Annotated in this window: 12 protein-coding genes; 10 read left to right on the forward strand and 2 right to left on the reverse strand. The window is 65.4% G+C overall.

The genetic code is table 11. The features are described 5' to 3' along the window. The first annotated feature begins 4 nt into the window (after positions 1–4). From LV82_RS13950 to LV82_RS13960, 3 genes are read left to right on the forward strand one after another with little or no spacing between them, the layout of a single operon-like run. Positions 5–535: a hypothetical protein gene (locus LV82_RS13950; protein ID WP_104072702.1), complete on the forward strand. Its 531-nt coding sequence runs from the start codon at positions 5–7 to the stop codon at positions 533–535. Further along, positions 528–935, forward strand: coding sequence for a response regulator transcription factor (locus LV82_RS13955; RefSeq protein ID WP_104072704.1), 408 nt, complete (start codon positions 528–530; stop codon positions 933–935). Before LV82_RS13950 ends, LV82_RS13955 begins: the two co-directional genes overlap by 8 nt. Continuing rightward, positions 928–2,997, forward strand: a complete 2,070-nt coding sequence (locus LV82_RS13960) for a 3'-5' exonuclease (protein ID WP_104072706.1) — start codon at positions 928–930, stop codon at positions 2,995–2,997. Before LV82_RS13955 ends, LV82_RS13960 begins: the two co-directional genes overlap by 8 nt. 4 nt (positions 2,998–3,001) lie before the next feature. Here LV82_RS13960 and truA read toward each other — a convergent pair whose 3' ends face one another. Beyond that, positions 3,002–3,769, reverse strand: coding sequence for a tRNA pseudouridine(38-40) synthase TruA (truA, locus tag LV82_RS13965; RefSeq protein ID WP_104072708.1), 768 nt, complete (start codon positions 3,767–3,769; stop codon positions 3,002–3,004). Between the two features lie 111 nt (positions 3,770–3,880). Here truA and LV82_RS13970 point away from each other — a divergent pair, with 111 nt between their 5' ends. The 3 genes from LV82_RS13970 (at position 3,881) to ileS (ending at position 9,462) form a co-directional block, all read left to right on the forward strand. After that, the gene (locus LV82_RS13970; RefSeq protein WP_245873174.1) at positions 3,881–5,293 is read left to right on the forward strand and encodes a YcjX family GTP-binding protein; all 1,413 of its coding nucleotides are present in this window, start codon (positions 3,881–3,883) and stop codon (positions 5,291–5,293) included. A gap of 12 nt (positions 5,294–5,305) precedes the next feature. Continuing rightward, positions 5,306–6,343 (forward strand): YcjF family protein, encoded by a 1,038-nt coding sequence (locus LV82_RS13975; RefSeq protein WP_104072712.1) that lies wholly within the window; start codon positions 5,306–5,308, stop codon positions 6,341–6,343. 200 nt (positions 6,344–6,543) lie between these two features. Beyond that, positions 6,544–9,462: an isoleucine--tRNA ligase gene (gene ileS / locus LV82_RS13980; RefSeq protein ID WP_104072714.1), complete on the forward strand. Its 2,919-nt coding sequence runs from the start codon at positions 6,544–6,546 to the stop codon at positions 9,460–9,462. A 74-nt stretch (positions 9,463–9,536) separates the two neighbouring features. Here the strand turns inward: ileS and LV82_RS13985 are convergent, their stop codons facing one another. Then, positions 9,537–9,992: a universal stress protein gene (locus LV82_RS13985; protein WP_104072716.1), complete on the reverse strand. Its 456-nt coding sequence runs from the start codon at positions 9,990–9,992 to the stop codon at positions 9,537–9,539. A gap of 145 nt (positions 9,993–10,137) precedes the next feature. Here LV82_RS13985 and LV82_RS13990 point away from each other — a divergent pair, with 145 nt between their 5' ends. The 4 genes from LV82_RS13990 to LV82_RS14005 all read left to right on the forward strand — a co-directional run. Further along, a complete protein-coding gene (locus LV82_RS13990) occupies positions 10,138–11,007 on the forward strand; it encodes an NAD-dependent epimerase/dehydratase family protein (RefSeq protein WP_170063457.1) in 870 nt (289 codons plus the stop codon). Positions 11,008–11,011: 4 nt separating this feature from the next. Beyond that, the gene (locus LV82_RS13995; RefSeq protein WP_104072733.1) at positions 11,012–11,626 is read left to right on the forward strand and encodes a sugar transferase; all 615 of its coding nucleotides are present in this window, start codon (positions 11,012–11,014) and stop codon (positions 11,624–11,626) included. A 127-nt stretch (positions 11,627–11,753) separates the two neighbouring features. Continuing rightward, positions 11,754–13,670: a polysaccharide biosynthesis protein gene (locus LV82_RS14000; protein WP_245873175.1), complete on the forward strand. Its 1,917-nt coding sequence runs from the start codon at positions 11,754–11,756 to the stop codon at positions 13,668–13,670. An 88-nt stretch (positions 13,671–13,758) separates the two neighbouring features. Further along, on the forward strand, positions 13,759–15,888 hold a 2,130-nt coding region (locus tag LV82_RS14005; protein ID WP_104072721.1), incomplete at its 3' end, for a calcium-binding protein.

Raw genomic sequence — 15,888 nt, forward strand, 5'->3', positions numbered from 1 at the left:
GCAGATGCTGTTTGATTTCGTGAGTACGATCACCGCCGGGATCGGCGCCGCGGGTCTGGTGCTGATCGTTGATCGGCTGACGGGGCGTCGCCTGCCCAAGGGGATCGTGCCCGCAATCGCCGGTCTGGCCATGATCGCATTCACCCTGTGGAACGAATACAGCTGGGCCGACCGCGTTCGCGGGGCCTATCCCGACAGCGCCGCCGTGACCTTTCGCAATGAAAGGCGAGATTTCTGGCGCCCGTGGACCCTGGTGGTGCCGGTCACCACCCGCATGACGATCGTGGAATACGGGCCTGACGCCGATCTGCCGCCGAACCCCGGACCGGACTACCGCTATGCCCGGATCAGCCTGATCGAGCGCTGGAATCCCGTCTATGCGGTGACAACCCTTTATGACTGCGCGAAAGGTCGGCGCATCGATGGCGTGGCGGCAGGCACCGATCCGGGCACGATCGACCCGGCCGCGTGGCATGTTCTGGACCCGCAGGACCCCGGCCTGCAGGCTGCCTGCAATGGAGGATCGGATGGATGAGCCAGCCTCTCGGCGCCGCATCCTGGTCGTCGAGGATGAAGACAATATCGCCATGGCATTGGATTATGTCCTGACGCGCGAAGGCTATGAACACGACCGCGTGGCCAACGGCGCCGATGCCATGCCGAAGATCCGCGAAACGCGCCCGGACCTGGTGCTGCTGGACGTCATGTTGCCCGAAGTGTCGGGTTACGAGATTTGCCAGAACATCCGCATGGATCCGTCGCTGAAGGATACCAAGGTCCTGATGATGACGGCGCGCGGCTCCGCGATGGAACGGCGCAAGGGGCTGGCGCTTGGGGCCGATGGGTTCATCGCCAAGCCCTTCGAGCTGAAGGAGCTGCGCGAAGAGGTCCGCAGGCTGCTGGCGCCCGCCGATGGGGCAGGGGGCAATGTCTGAGCGCAGCAGCCTTCGCCTGCGCCTGTTGGTGCTGATTGCCGCGGCGCTTGCGGGGGCGATCGCTGCGCTGGCGGTGGCGGCAATGTGGATCCATGCCCGCTGGCCGGATTCCGGTCCGGTCGCCGCGATCACCGGTGGGGCGGTCATTGCCGGCTTTGGCGTGCTGGCGTGTCTTCTGGCGGTGTGGTTCTGGCTGGACGACCGGATTGCCCGACCGCTTGCCCGGCTTGCGGCGGATCTGCGCGCCCAGGCGCATGCCCAAGGTCAGGAACCTGACTTCGATCCCGCGGTCTGGCCCCATCTGGGCGATCTTGCGCCGGCGGTGGGCGCGATCGTGTCGGAGCTGGCGCGCACGCGGCGCGAACTGGCCGAGGCCATCGCACGCCACACCGAACGCCTGCGCGAGGAGAAGGCCCGGCTGGAAGCGCTGCTGGCAGACGTTCCGGCCGCGGTTCTTCTGTGTTCCGAAACGCATCGGCTGGTCTTTTACAACGCACCCGCACGCGACATGCTGGGCGCCGATCCGGGGCCTGCTCTGGGGCGGGAGCTGTTCGACTGCCTGCGGCGCGCGCCGATCATGCATGCCCATGAAAGACTGCTTTCCGGGGGGGACCCCGACAGCGTTGCCGACCTGATGGTGGCCACGACCGATGGCGCGCGCATTCTTTCGGGCCGGATGCGGCTGTTGTCGGCGAACGGATCGGACGGATATGTCCTGACCTTGCGCGACGTGACCGCCGATCTTGCCGCCCAGGCCGGGCGCGACCTGCTGCTGGAGGAAATCTTCGATCGCATCCGCAGGCCCGCCGCCAACCTACAGACAATGATCGGGGTGCTGGCCGAAGAGGGCCAGGATGCGGTCCTGACGCCCGCGCTGGTTGGCGAGGCCCAAGCGCTTGCGCACACGGTCAACGAGCTGGCGAGCCGTTACGAGGCGCTGCGCGGCGCCTGGACCGTACTGCCGCACAGTCGCGCGGCCGATCTGGCCGATGGTATCCGCGCCAGGGTCGAGGCCGTCGGGCTGAGCATCACGACACGGACCGACGACCTGATCCTGCGCTGTGACGGTTTCGAAATCGCGGCTTTGCTGTCCCATCTGGCGCGTTGCCTTGACCGCGAGTCGTTGGCCTCGGCCTTGCGATTCACCATCGAACAGGACGGCGCGGGGGCAATGCTGTCGCTCGTCTGGCGGGGGCGGTCGGTGACCGTCGCGCAGTTGGAGGAGTGGCTGTCCCAGCCCGTCGATCCGGCTGCAGGCGATCTGACCGGGCGTTCGGTTCTGGTGGTTCACGCGACCGAATGCTGGCCCGAGCATCTGGGCGACGATACCTGCGCGATCCGCCTGCCGATCCGCGATGCCCGCCGCGCGGGGCCGCCGCCTGCGCCCCTTGCGCGTCACGTCGTCTATGACTTCGATCTTCTGTTCGCGCCCGCAACCGCGGCACTCGAGAACACGCCGCTGGATCGTCTGACCTATGTCGTCTTCGATACCGAGACCACGGGCCTGTTGCCCGACGAGGGGGACGAGATCGTCCAGATCGCGGCCCTGCGCCTCGTCAATGGCCGTCGCGTGCCGGGAGAGGTGCTGGACCTGTTGGTCAATCCCGGCCGTCCGATCCCGCCGCGCGCAACCGCGGTCCACGGGATCAGCGATCAGATGGTCGCAGATGCGCCCGATCCGACTCAGGCCATCGCACGCTTTCACAGCTTTGCCGAAGGGGCGGTGCTGATCGCGCACAACGCCCCCTTCGACATGGCCTTCCTGCGGCGCCGCGAGGAACAGATCGGCCGGCGCTTTGACAACCCGATCCTGGATACGGTGCTGTTGTCGGCGGTGGTCTATGGACGCACCGAGTCACATTCTCTGGATGCGCTGGCCCACAGGCTGGGCGTGACGATACCGCAGGAGGCGCGCCATACCGCGCTGGGCGACACGATCGCCACGGCCGAGGTCTTCCTGAAGCTGCTGCCCATCCTGAAAGGGCGCGGGATCGTCACCTTTGGCGATGTGCTGACCGAAATCCGCAAGCATTCCAGCCTGCTGCGCGATCTGAACGCATGATGGCTCAGGCGAAGGGGTCGGTCGGATAGCGCACGCCCGTCAGGTACAGCCCGTCGGGCGGGGCGACCGGGCCACATGCGGCGCGCTCACGCGCCGCCAGTGCGCGCGCGACATCTTCGGGTGTCCATGCGCCGGCCCCCACGCGTTCCAGCGTACCCACGATCGAACGCACCTGGTTGTGCAGGAAACTTCGCGCGCGCAGGAAGAAGCGATACTCCCTGCCTTGCGGGATCTCGTGCTCGGTGATCGTGATTTCGTCCAGCGTCTTCACGGGGCTTTTCGCCTGACAGATCGTCGAACGGAAGGTGGTGAAATCGTGATGACCCACCAGATGCGACGCGCCCAGGCGCATGGCGTCCACGTCCAGCGGCGACAGGATGCGCCAGGCCAGCCCCCGGTCATGGGTCAGGGGCGCGCGTCGCGCGATCAGGCGAAAGAGATAGCGCCGCTCGATCGCCGAAAAGCGCGCGTGGAAATCGTCGTCAACGCGCGCCGCCTGCAGAATGGCGACCGGCGCGGGTTTCAGATGGTAGTTCAGCGCCTCGGACAGGCGAAACGGGTCCCAGTCCCGAGCCAGGTCGCAATGCGCGACCTGACCCGTCGCATGCACGCCGGCATCGGTCCGGCCCGCGGCCATGATGCCGGGCGCGTCGGGTTCCAGGCGGCGGATGGCATTCTCGACCGCCTCCTGCACCGAGGGGCGGTTTGCCTGACGCTGCCAGCCGGAAAAGGGCGCGCCGTGATATTCGATCTTCAGGGCATAACGCGGCATGGCCTTTCCCTATCGGCGGGATCGGCGATTGGCAATCGGGCCGTGTGACATTCGCCCCTACACATGTGCCCCGCCCGCACCTATCTTGAGCCGCGAATACAGGGGGCAGTCTTGGGCATAACAGAGATCGCCGACAATGTCTGGCGCGGGATCGAGGATCTGGGGGCGGGCGTTTCCGGCGCCTTTTCCGATCCGGTCATCCGGCTGGGTGTCACGGGGCTTTCGGGGGCGGGCAAGACGGTGTTCATCACCTCGCTTGTCGCGAACCTGCTGGACCGCGCGCGCATGTCGGGCCTGCGGGCCGAAGCCGAAGGGCGCATTCTGGCCGCCTATCTACAGCCGCAACCCGATGACACGGTGCCGCGCTTCGATTTCGAAACGCATCTTGCCGCCCTGACCGGCCCCGATCCGCGCTGGCCCGAAAGCACCCGCGCCGTCAGCGAGTTGCGCCTGTCCCTGCGCCTGCGCGGTTCAGGCCTGATCGCGGGCCTGCGCGGCCCGCGCAGCGTGCATCTGGATATCGTCGACTATCCCGGCGAATGGCTGCTGGATCTGGGCCTGATGGGCCGGGACTATGACGAATGGTCGGCAGAGGTTCTGAAGCGGATGGGCGAGCGTGAGCAAGCCAGGGACTATCTTGCGGCGATCGAGGGATTGGATCCCGCCGCACCGCTGGATGAGCCGCTGGCGATCTCGTTGGCCGAGAAATTCACCGACTACCTGCAGCAGGCGCGCAAGGCTGGCTATTCGGATCTGACTCCGGGGCGCTTCCTGTTGCCCGGAGAGCTGGCCGGGTCGCCGGTTTTGACCTTTGCACCGCTGCCCGGCGGGGTGGCAGGGGCGCGCGGTTCGCTGGCGCGCGAATTTGCGCGGCGTTTCGCGGCCTATCAGTCCAAGGTCGTCCGTCCCTTCTTTCGCGACCATTTTGCGCGCATTGACCGTCAGATCGTGCTGGTCGATGTGCTTGGCGCGATCCATGCCGGCCCCAGGGCGGTCGAGGATCTGCGCCGGACGATGGCCGATATCATGGCGGCGTTTCGTCCCGGCCGCGTCGGCTGGCTGACGGGCCTGCTGGGCGTGCGCCGGATCGACCGCATCCTGTTTGCGGCGACGAAGGCCGATCATCTGCATCACAGCCAGCACGCCGCGCTGACGCGGATCATGGCCGCCCTGATGCGCGAGGCGAAGGATCGTGCCGATTTTGCCGGGGCACAAACCGCGGCGATGGCCATTGCCTCGGTGCGTGCCACGGTCGAGGAGGTGCTGCGCCATGACGGGCAGGAACTGGCCCTGGTGCGCGGCCGGACCGAGGATGGCCGCGAGGCGGCATTCCATCCGGGCGATCTGCCCGACAACCCCGCCGCGATCCTGTCGGCGGCCAAGGGGGGGCAGACACGCTGGCTGGATGGCGACTATGGCATGATGCGCTTTCTTCCCATCCCGCCGGGCGCCGGGGCCGTTGGCGGGCTGCCGCATGTGCGGCTGGATCGGGCGGCGGAATTCCTGATCGGCGACAGGCTTTAGGCGGAGGACCAGATGACCGGGAATGACAGGACGTCCGGCCGCCGTCGTGGCCCCGTGGTGATAGAGATCGGCGACAAGCCCTCGGCGCGCCCCGACATCGCGCCACCCGTGCCCGATGCTCCGGGGGCGGGCGGCAGGCCAACGGCCATGCAGATCCTGGCGACGCGGCAGGGCGGGTCGCGATCGCGATTGGGGGCGCTGTTCTTCGCGGCGCTGTCGGGCCTGATCGGGCTGATGATCTCGGTCGCCGCGTGGCGGTTCATCCAGGGGCTGATCGCGTCCTATCCGCTGCTTGGCTGGGTGGCCGCGGGCCTTGCCGGGCTGACGGCGCTGGCCGCCTTGCTGATCGTCCTGCGTGAGCTTCGCGCCTATGCGCGGCTTGCCCGGCTGGACCGCGTGCATGCGGCTGCGCTCGAGGCCGTCGCCTCGGGCGATCTGCGCGCCGCGGGTCGGGTCGTCGATCGGCTGGTCGCGCTTTATTCCGCGCGCGAGGATACGTCCTGGGGCCGCACCCGGCTGGCCGAGCGGCGCGGTGACGTCTTCGATGCCGATGCACTGCTTGCGCTGGCCGAGGCCGAGCTGGTGGCTCCGCTGGACAGGGCGGCGGTGGCCGAGGTCGAGCGTGCCGCCCGCCAGGTTGCGACCGTGACCGCGATCGTGCCGCTTGCCCTGGCCGATGTCGTGGCGGCGCTGGTCGCGAATCTGCGCATGGTGCGTCGCATCGCCGAAATCTATGGTGGCCGCGCGGGGGTGATCGGCAGCTGGCGCCTGCTGCGCGCCGTGATGACGCATCTTGTTGCGACCGGAGCGGTTGCAGTGGGCGACGATCTGGTCCAGTCGGTTGCCGGGGGCGGGCTTGTTTCGAAATTGTCGCGCCGCTTTGGCGAAGGGATCATCAACGGCGCGCTGACCGCGCGCGTCGGGCTGGCCGCGATCGATGTCTGCCGCCCGCTGCCCTTTGCCGCGCGCCCCCGGCCGCGCGTCTCCGACATCGTGCGCCGCGCCCTGACGGGGCTGTTCGGGTCGGGCGGCGATACCATGCGCGACTAGCCCGCCCGGCGGGGCTTTACGATGCGATTGGCCCTGCTTATAAGCCGGGACATGAGGCGCATATCCGCGATCATCATTCGAATTACCTGCCCGGCGTCCTGAACTTCGGACGCCGGGTCACAGGCGCATGAGCCTACGCGCCGCATTTTCCTGACGATTCCCTCAAACCCGCGCCAGATCGCGCCGACAGGATCGATCCGATGACCGACAAGTCCGCACCCGACTATCGCGACACCGTCTTTCTGCCCAAGACCGACTTTCCTATGCGCGCCGGCCTGCCGCAGCGCGAGCCCGAATGGCTGGCCCGGTGGGAGCGGCTGGGCATCTATGACCGGCTGCGTGACAAGGCCCGTCAGGCACAGGAGCAGGGCAACCCGCGCCCGCCCTTCGTGCTGCATGACGGCCCGCCCTATGCCAACGGGCATCTGCATATCGGCCACGCGTTGAACAAGATCCTGAAGGACATGGTCGTGCGCAGTCAGCAGATGATGGGTCGCGATGCGCGCTATGTTCCAGGCTGGGACTGCCACGGCCTGCCGATCGAGTGGAAGATCGAGGAACAGTATCGCGCGCGCGGCCAGAACAAGGACGAGGTGGACGTCATCGCCTTCCGTCAGGAATGCCGGAAATTCGCCGAGGGCTGGATCGACATCCAGCGCGAGGAGTTCAAGCGCCTGGGCGTGACCGGCAAGTGGGACGATCCCTATCTGACGATGGACTTCCACGCCGAGGCCGTCATCGCCGAGGAATTCATGAAGTTCCTGATGAACGGCTCGCTTTATCAGGGGTCGAAACCCGTCCTGTGGAGCCCGGTCGAAAAGACCGCGCTGGCCGAGGCCGAAGTCGAGTATCACGACCATACCAGCCACACGATCTGGGTCCGCTTCGCGGTTCAGACGCCAGGCGACCTGCAGGGCGTGAACGTCCTGATCTGGACGACGACCCCGTGGACGATACCGCAGAACCGTGCCGTCGCCTTCAACCCCGATATCGCCTATGGGCTGTACCGGGTTGACGCGGTTGCCGACGGGGCATCCGCCCAGCCCGGTGAGCAGATCGTGCTGGCCGATGCCCTTGCCGACAGCGTGCGTGCCGCCGGAAAGGTCGAAGCCTGGACGCGCCTGCGCGACGTCAAGGCGGACGAGCTGCAGGGACTGGTGATGGCCCATCCGCTGCGCGGGGTCGAGGGCGCGAATGGCGAATGGGATTATGACGTACCGATGCTGCCGGGCGATCATGTGACCGACGATGCCGGCACGGGCTTTGTGCATACCGCGCCCAGCCATGGCGATGACGACTATCAGCTGGGCCTGAAATTCGGCCTGCCGATGACCTACAACGTCGAGCCGGACGGCAGCTATCGCGCCGATCTGCCGCTGTTCGGCGGCCAGTTCATCATCCAGCCCGACGGCAAGGAAGGCCCCGCCAATGTCAGCGTCATCAAGCAGCTGGCCTGGGCGGGCAAGCTGTTCGCCAAGGGCAAGGTCAAGCATTCCTATCCGCATTCCTGGCGCTCGAAGGCGCCGCTGATCTATCGCAATACGCCGCAATGGTTCGTCGCGATCGACAGACCCTTGCAGGACGGGCGCGATGAATACGGCTGCACGATCCGCGAACGCGCCCTGCATTCGATCGAGGAGCTGGTCACCTTTACTCCGCCCGCCGGGCGCAACCGCCTGCATTCCATGGTGGCAGCGCGTCCCGACTGGGTTCTGTCGCGCCAGCGTGCCTGGGGTGTGCCACTGACCTGCTTCGTCAAGCGGGGCGCACGCCCGGACGACCCGGATTTCCTTTTGCGCAATGCCGAGGTCAATGCTCGCATCAAGGCCGCCTTCGAGGAGAAGGGCGCGGATGTCTGGTACGAACCCGGCTTCAAGGAGCGCGTTCTGGGTGGGATCGTGAACCCGGACGATTATGACCAGGTCTTCGACGTGCTGGACGTGTGGTTCGATTCCGGTTCGACCCATGCCTTCGTCCTGCGTGACAGGCCCGACGGGACACCAGACGGCATCGCCGACCTGTACCTGGAAGGGACCGACCAGCATCGCGGCTGGTTCCATTCCTCGCTGTTGCAGGCCTGCGGCACGATCGGCCGTGCGCCCTATCGCGGTGTGCTGACGCATGGCTTCACGCTCGACGAAAAGGGCATGAAGATGTCCAAGTCGTTGGGCAACACCGTCGCCCCGCAGGAAGTGATCGAGCAATACGGCGCTGACATCCTGCGGTTGTGGGTGGCCCAGTCCGATTACACCGTGGACCTGCGTATCGGGAAGGAAATCCTGAAGGGCACGGCGGATTCCTATCGCCGCCTTCGCAACACGATGCGTTTCCTTCTGGGGGCGTTGGCCGAGTTCGACGAGGCCGAGCGCGTTGCGCCGGACCAGATGCCCGAACTGGAACGCTGGGTCCTGCATCGCCTGGCCGAGCTGGACCACGCGGTGCGCAAGGGCTTTGACACCTATGATTTCCAGGGCGTGTTCCAGAAGCTTTTCAACTTCTGCACGGTGGATCTGTCGGCCTTCTATTTCGATATCCGCAAGGATTCGATCTATTGCGATGCGCCAGACAGCCTGACGCGCCGTTCTGCCCGCACGGTGATGGACCTGCTGTTCCACCGCCTGGTGACCTGGCTGGCGCCGATCCTTGCCTTCACGATGGAGGATGTCTGGCTGGCCCGCTTCCCGGGTGAAGACAGCTCGGTCCATCTGCAGGACATGCCCCAGACGCCGGCCGACTGGCTGGATGAACCGCTGGCGCGCAAGTGGGACATCGTGCGCCGCGTGCGCCGCGTGGTGACCGCCGCGCTGGAAGTCCAGCGGACATCCAAGGTCATCGGCGCCTCGCTGGAGGCCGCGCCGGTGGTTCATGTCGAGGATGCAGACGTTCTGGCCGCCCTGCGCGACGTGCCTTTTGCGGATGTGTGCATCACCTCGGACATCCAGCTGACCAGCGATCCGGCCCCGCAGGAAGCCTTCCGCCTGCCCGAGATCCCCGGCGTGGGTGTGGTCTTCGAACGGGCCGAGGGCGAAAAATGCGCGCGGTGCTGGAAATATCTGCCCGATGTGGGCAGCCATCGTCACCCGGCGACCTGTGCGCGCTGCGACGCGGTGCTGGGCTGACGCGCAAATGTGTCATGCACGGGTCCGGGCCCAGTCGCCCGGACCTTTCGGCCCCTGCTGTGGTCCTGGGGTCGTCAGGCGATGGCTTCCAGTCGTTCCTTCGACATCGCGCCCGGAACGATGGTGATTGGCACGGGCAGATTCCCCGAATTGCGGGACATCTGCGTCACCAGAGGACCCGGGCCGGACTTGTCCGTTCCCGCCCCAAGAACCAGAACGCCGATCTCGGGGTCTTCCCGGATCTGGGCCAGGATCTCCTGGACGGGTTCGCCTTCGCGGATCACCAGTTCCGGGTTCAGCCCGTGCTTGTCGCGCATCCACTTGGCGAAGACTTCGAAATGAGCCTCGATCCTTTCGCGCGCTTCGGCGCGCATGATGTCGGCGACGCCGATCCAGTGCTGGAATTCTTCGGGCGGTATGACCGACAGGATCGTGACGCCCCCGCCGGTGTGAGACGCACGCAGCGCGGCGAAACGCATCGCATTCAGGCATTCGCGGCTGTCATCCAGAACGACCAGGAACTTGCGCATGGAGCCTCCGATTGCGGTTCGCGCGATCATGGCCGTTTGCTGCGTTTCAGGCAACACTCGGCTGGGCAGGAGCGGCATTTCGCGCGATCCTCGCCAGTGACTTGGGGCCAGTGACTTGGGGCCGCGCGGCATGGGAATGGGGCAGATGACGGAAGACCCGGGAACACAGGGGGCACGCGTGCTGATCGTCGGCGGTACGGGGCGACTGGGGGCCTTGTTGCGCCGCGCCTGGGCTGCAGGCGGCGTCACCGGTCTGGCCTGGCAGGCGCGGCGCGCCATGCCCGAAGCGGACCTTGTGTTTGACCCGCTGAGGGAGCCTGCGGCCTTTGCACGCGCGGCCGAGGGCTGCGATGCGGTGCTGATGCTGGCTGGTGTCGTCTCGGGCGATGGCCTTTCCCTGAACAGGGCGCTTGGCATGGCGGCGGTCGAGGCCGCACGGGCCGGCGGGGCGCGTCGGGTTTTCCTGGCCTCAAGCGCGGCGGTCTATGGGCGAGATGCCGAGGATGCGCGAGAAAGCGATACAGTCTGCCCGGTTTCGGCCTATGGTCAAGCCAAGCTGGAGATGGAGCAGGCGGTCCTGGCGAGAGCCGCGCAGATCGGGCAGGCCGCGCATTGCCTGCGTATCGGAAATGTCGCGGGAGCGGATGCGCTTTTGGGGCAGGTCGATGACGCGCCGGTATCGCTTGACATGTTCGATGGCGGCAAGGGGCCGTTGCGCAGCTATTGCGGACCACGTGTCCTGGCCGAGATTCTGCTGCGCCTTGTTCGGGCGCCAGGTGATCTGCCGCCCGTCCTGAACGTGGCCCAACCGGGCGCCGTTCGGATGGAGGACTTGCTGGAAGCCGACGGGCGGGTGTGGCGGCCGCGTCGCGCGCGGCCAGAAGCGATCGAGTGCGTTCGTTTGAACACCGAACTGTTGCAATCGACCATCGGAGCGATCACGCCCGCCAGCGCCATCGGAATTGTTGCCGATCTCAGGCGAATCGTGCCACGTGCAACGCATGCCGGAAGGTGACGGGATGAACTGGAAGAAGCGTGTGTTCGACTTGACCCTGGCGACCTTGCTTCTGGCGCCGATCGCGTTCCTGTCGGCGCTGGTTGCGATGGTGCTGCTTGTCACTCAGGGACGACCGATCCTGTACGGGGCCGAACGCATGCAGGCGCCGGGGCGTCCATTCACCCTGTGGAAATTCCGCACGATGCGCCCCGCGCCGGCCGATGCAGGTGTATCGGGTGGTGACAAGGCCGACAGGATCACGCCGGTCGGGCGTTTCCTGCGCCGTACGCGGCTGGACGAATTGCCACAGCTGTACAACATTTTCGCGGGCCATATGAGCTTTGTCGGACCACGCCCGCCTTTGCGGCAATATGTCGAGGCTTTCCCAGAGCTCTATGCCCGCGTCCTTCAGTGCCGCCCCGGCGTCACCGGGCTTGCATCGCTGGTCTTTCACAGGCACGAGGAATGGCTGTTGTCACGCTGCAGGACGGCCGAGGAAACGGATGCCGTCTATCGCAGGCTTTGCATTCCGCGGAAGGCCAGGCTGGACCTGATTTATGCCGGACACGCGAATATCTGCCTTGATCTGGTCATAATCGGGCGCACCGCTTGCCGCATCGTGGCGAGACGGGTATAGGAAAGACATCCGAAAGTTGACGAAAGTTCAATTTGATCGGACGGATTTGGGCAGGCTGGACGGACCGGTTGCAAGACGAACCAGACAGGGCAACCGCGATCGTCGGGGGGCAGCGAGTGAGGCAGGCATGCGACGCATGACCCCGATCAAGGCAATCTTGTCGCTGACGCCAGCGCACAAGCGGCTTGTCTTCTATGCACTCGATGCTGTGCTGGCGGTGCTTGCCCTTGGCGCCGCGGTGGCTGTCCACAGCAGCTCGATGCCTTCGGCAGAGTCGGCTTTCCGCTATATCGGGCTGCTGGGCATGTACGGTCTTGCCGCGGTCTCATGGTCGGGTGTTCTGGGCGTCGCGCGCCTGCGCCTGAAAGACTTTGGCGGCGCCGCCGTCGGCCGCATCGCCGTTCATGCCGGATTGCTTGCGGCGACAAGTCCGGTGCTGACCGCGTTTGGCTCGGTTTCCGTGGAGCCCGGGCTGCATGTCGTCTTCGGGCTGACATTCTTTGCGCTTTCCTGCCTGGCCCGACTTGGCCTGTTGAAGCTGCTGATCTCGATCTATCGCCGCAGCGCGGCCGTGACGCGCGTGCTGATCTATGGTGCGGGGCGCACGGGCATGGCCCTTGCCTCGGCCCTGCGAGAGCAGCCGCATCTGATGCCCGTCGCCTTTCTTGATGACAATGCCACGCTGAGCGGTCAGATCGTCGCCGGTCTGCCCGTCTATCCGGGGATTCGTCTGGAACAGGCCGCCCGCGAGTTCAAGGCGACACGGGTGATCCTCGCCATGCCATCGGTCGGTGAGCACAGGCAAACCCTGATTGCGCACCGGGTTCAACGGCTTGGGATGGAGGTTCTCAGCCTGCCATCCTTCGCGCAGTTGATCGGGGATGAATCGCTGGTGGATCGGCTGATGCCCACGCGCCCGCAATTCCTGTTGCGGCGTGAACTGATGGCGAGGGCCGGGATCGACGGCAACGCGTATCGCGGCGGAAACGTTCTTGTGTCCGGTGCGGGCGGTACGATCGGACTGGAACTTTGCCGGCAGGTTCTGGCGCAGCGTCCTGCGCGTCTGGTCCTTCTGGAGATAAGCGAGCCTGCGCTGTACCGTGCCGAGCGCGAGCTGCAGATGCTGAACGATCACGGTCGCACCCAGATCGTGCCCGTGCTTGGCTCTATCGGAGACGAGGAGCTTGTGCGCGATGTGCTGGCAAGGCACCGGATCGGTGTGGTCCTTCATGCGGCGGCCTACAAGCACGTTCCGATCGTCGAGGCCAATCCGCGCGCGGGGCTGATCAACAACACGCTGGGCACGGCGGTCTTTGCCAATTGCGCGCGCGAAGCGGGCGTCGAACGTTTTGTCCTGATTTCATCGGACAAGGCGGTTCGGCCCACCGGCGTGATGGGGGCATCGAAGAGGTTGGCGGAACTTGTCGTCCAGGACCTGGCGACAAGGTCAACGACCACGCGGTTTTCGATCGTGCGTTTCGGCAACGTGCTGGGCTCATCGGGATCGGTCCTGCCGCTGTTCCAGGAGCAGATCGCTCTGGGCGGGCCGGTGACGATCACCGATCCGCGCGTCACGCGCTATTTCATGACGGTGCGCGAGGCGGTCCAGCTGGTTCTGGTCGCGGGCAGTATCGCCAAGGGGGGCGAAGTCTTCGTTCTGGACATGGGGCAGCCCATCCCGATCATCGACCTTGCGCGCCGTCTTATCGAAGGTGCGGGCCTGAAGGTGCGTGATGAAGACAACCCGGACGGCGATATCGAGATCGTCGTCACGGGGTTGCGTCCCGGCGAGAAACTGCATGAGGAACTGACAATCTCGGACAAGATCGAACCCACGGTTCATCCCAAGATCATGGTTGTCCGCGAGGCCTGCCTTTCCGAGCTGGAAACCGCGGCTGCCCTGCGTGACATCCGCCAAGCGATTTCCGAAGGACAGCCCGAACACATGGCCGCGCGTGCCTTGCATTGGGCGCGCGATCGTTGGACCGGTTCGGCGGGCTCTGCCAGCCAGCCCGCCGCCGAGATCGAAAAAGCTCAGAATTGAATTGATTGTCCGGACTGCGGAAAGACCGCATTAATTCGCGCTCGCCGATCCTGACCGTGGATATGACGGCAGTATCGGGGTGGTTTTCATGCAGCTGGAGCGCGTCTCTGTCGTCCCGGCGGGGACGGCAGCCTATGTCGACGGCATCACGGACATGGACGTTGTCCAGATCGGCGGTTCAGCGCATCTGGTAACGATTTCACGGGCAATACCCGGGGTCAGCGTCTTTTCCATGGCGGATGACCGGGCGCCCGTGTTGGTGGATCAGCTGGGCCTTACGGCTAGCCTTTCGACCGTGGCAGAGCCTCAAATTGCCATGATTCAGACCGGGGCTGGCGGCGTGTTGCTGACATCCGGGCTCAAGACCCTTGCGCCATACGCGCTTGGCGTCGATGCGTCAGGGGATCTGGGCGGCGGCGGGTATTGGGCGGATCCGAAATCTGCCGGCGCCAATCTGGCCGTGGTGGAGCACATCTCGGTGGGTGGGGAAAGCATCGTCTGCGCCGAGCGGCAAGATGGCGGGCTGGTGGCCTTGAAAATCACTGCCGGCAAGGGCATCGGGGTGGACCCGCTGGCATCGGTGGATTGTGGGCAGGTTGCGGATCTCGTGTCGGTTTCGGGCAGTGGTGGAACCCATGTGATTGCCGCACTGCCCGAAGCGGATGCGATCATTTCCTATACGCTCGGCGCCGATGGCAGCCTGACGCAGGCGGGGATGGTGTCGGCGGCCAGCGGGCTTGGGATCGGCGGTCCCGAAGCATTGGCCGCGGTCAGCCTGGGCGGTATCGACTATGTCATTGCGGGTTCTGCCGGGTCCTCCACGCTGACCGTGTTGCGCGTGGCGTCTGACGGAACTCTTGTTGCGGTAGACAACGTTCTGGACAGTCTGACGACCCGATTTGCCGGCGCGACGGCCGTCGAGGCGCTTGCGGTCAATGGTCGCGTATTCGTCGCTGCGGCGGGTTCGGACGATGGCGTCAGCCTGTTTACCCTGCTTCCCGACGGGCGCCTGGTGCATGTGGCGACGCTAAGCGACAGCGCCACGACGACGCTGTCAAAGGTTTCGGCTTTGGCGATGGGAGTCGTGGGAGACGAGCTTCAACTCTACGTCGCAAGCGGAAACGAGCCGGGCGTGACCCAGCTGGCATTCGATCTGTCTTCGGTTGGGCTGACCATTCAGGGCACTTCGGGGGCTGACGTCCTGATTGGCGGGGCGCAGGACGATCTGGTTTGCGGTGGCTCGGGTAATGACACTCTGTCAGGCGGTTCGGGCAATGACATCCTGTATGATGGCATTGGCTCTGACGTCATGCGGGGCGGGGCAGGCGCCGACCTGTTCGTCCTGTCGCCAGATGGCGAACTCGACGTGATCGAGGATTTTCAGGTTGGCCTGGATCGGTTGGACCTTACCTCGTTTTCATTCCTTTACGATGTGTCTCAACTGAGCATTACGTCTACCAGTTGGGGCTGCATATTGCACTATCGCAACGAAATTCTGGAGGTGCATTCGTCAGGCGGGGTGACTATTTTGGCGACCGATCTGACGACCGCACTATCGGACGGGACCATGCGAACACTGGATCTGACTGAATTGAGCATTCAGCAGGTCGAAGGATCAACTGAGAATGATTCTTTGCAAGGTGGGGACTGGCAAGACATCATGGATGGTGGGAAAGGAAATGACACGATCGTGGGCTTCGGCGGGTCTGACGTGATCCATGGGGGATATGGCGCCGACTCGATTCTTGGGGATGACGGCGATGACTTGATCTGGGGCGGTCTTGGCGCTGACACGATCCGCGGCGGGTTGAATCAGGACCAGTTGCATGGGGACGACGGGGCGGATCTGCTTTACGGCGATGCCGGCTTTGACACGATACATGGCGGCGCCGGGGCGGACAGCATCTGGGGGGGCGCGCAGGCTGACCTGCTGTATGGCGGCACGGACAATGACGTGCTGTTTGGCGAGGCCGGCGTCGACAACATCTATGGCGAAGACGGCGCCGACCGCATGTTCGGTGGCTCGGAAAACGACTGGATGTGGGGTGGCACGGGCAATGACCTGATGCGGGGCGGAACGCAGGAAGACCGCCTGTATGGCGAGGATGGCGACGACGTCATCTATGGCGAGGCCGGGTTTGACCGGCTCGAGGGCGGTGCGGGCAATGACACGCTGTGGGGCGGCGCCCAGGCCGACAACCTGTTCGGCGACGACGGC

It is taken from the genome of Albidovulum inexpectatum (assembly GCF_002927635.1).
GTDB lineage: Bacteria > Pseudomonadota > Alphaproteobacteria > Rhodobacterales > Rhodobacteraceae > Albidovulum > Albidovulum inexpectatum.

Excerpts from the sequence above, each read along its gene's own strand:
- LV82_RS13950 (WP_104072702.1), top strand. The coding sequence starts at position 5 with ATGCTGTTTGATTTCGTGAGTACGATCACCGCCGGGATCGGCGCCGCG.
- LV82_RS13955 (WP_104072704.1), top strand. The coding sequence starts at position 528 with ATGGATGAGCCAGCCTCTCGGCGCCGCATCCTGGTCGTCGAGGATGAA.
- LV82_RS13960 (WP_104072706.1), top strand. The coding sequence starts at position 928 with ATGTCTGAGCGCAGCAGCCTTCGCCTGCGCCTGTTGGTGCTGATTGCC.
- truA (WP_104072708.1), bottom strand. The coding sequence starts at position 3,769 with ATGCCGCGTTATGCCCTGAAGATCGAATATCACGGCGCGCCCTTTTCC.
- LV82_RS13975 (WP_104072712.1), top strand. The coding sequence starts at position 5,306 with ATGACCGGGAATGACAGGACGTCCGGCCGCCGTCGTGGCCCCGTGGTG.
- ileS (WP_104072714.1), top strand. The coding sequence starts at position 6,544 with ATGACCGACAAGTCCGCACCCGACTATCGCGACACCGTCTTTCTGCCC.
- LV82_RS13985 (WP_104072716.1), bottom strand. The coding sequence starts at position 9,992 with ATGCGCAAGTTCCTGGTCGTTCTGGATGACAGCCGCGAATGCCTGAAT.
- LV82_RS13990 (WP_170063457.1), top strand. The coding sequence starts at position 10,138 with ATGACGGAAGACCCGGGAACACAGGGGGCACGCGTGCTGATCGTCGGC.
- LV82_RS13995 (WP_104072733.1), top strand. The coding sequence starts at position 11,012 with ATGAACTGGAAGAAGCGTGTGTTCGACTTGACCCTGGCGACCTTGCTT.
- LV82_RS14000 (WP_245873175.1), top strand. The coding sequence starts at position 11,754 with ATGCGACGCATGACCCCGATCAAGGCAATCTTGTCGCTGACGCCAGCG.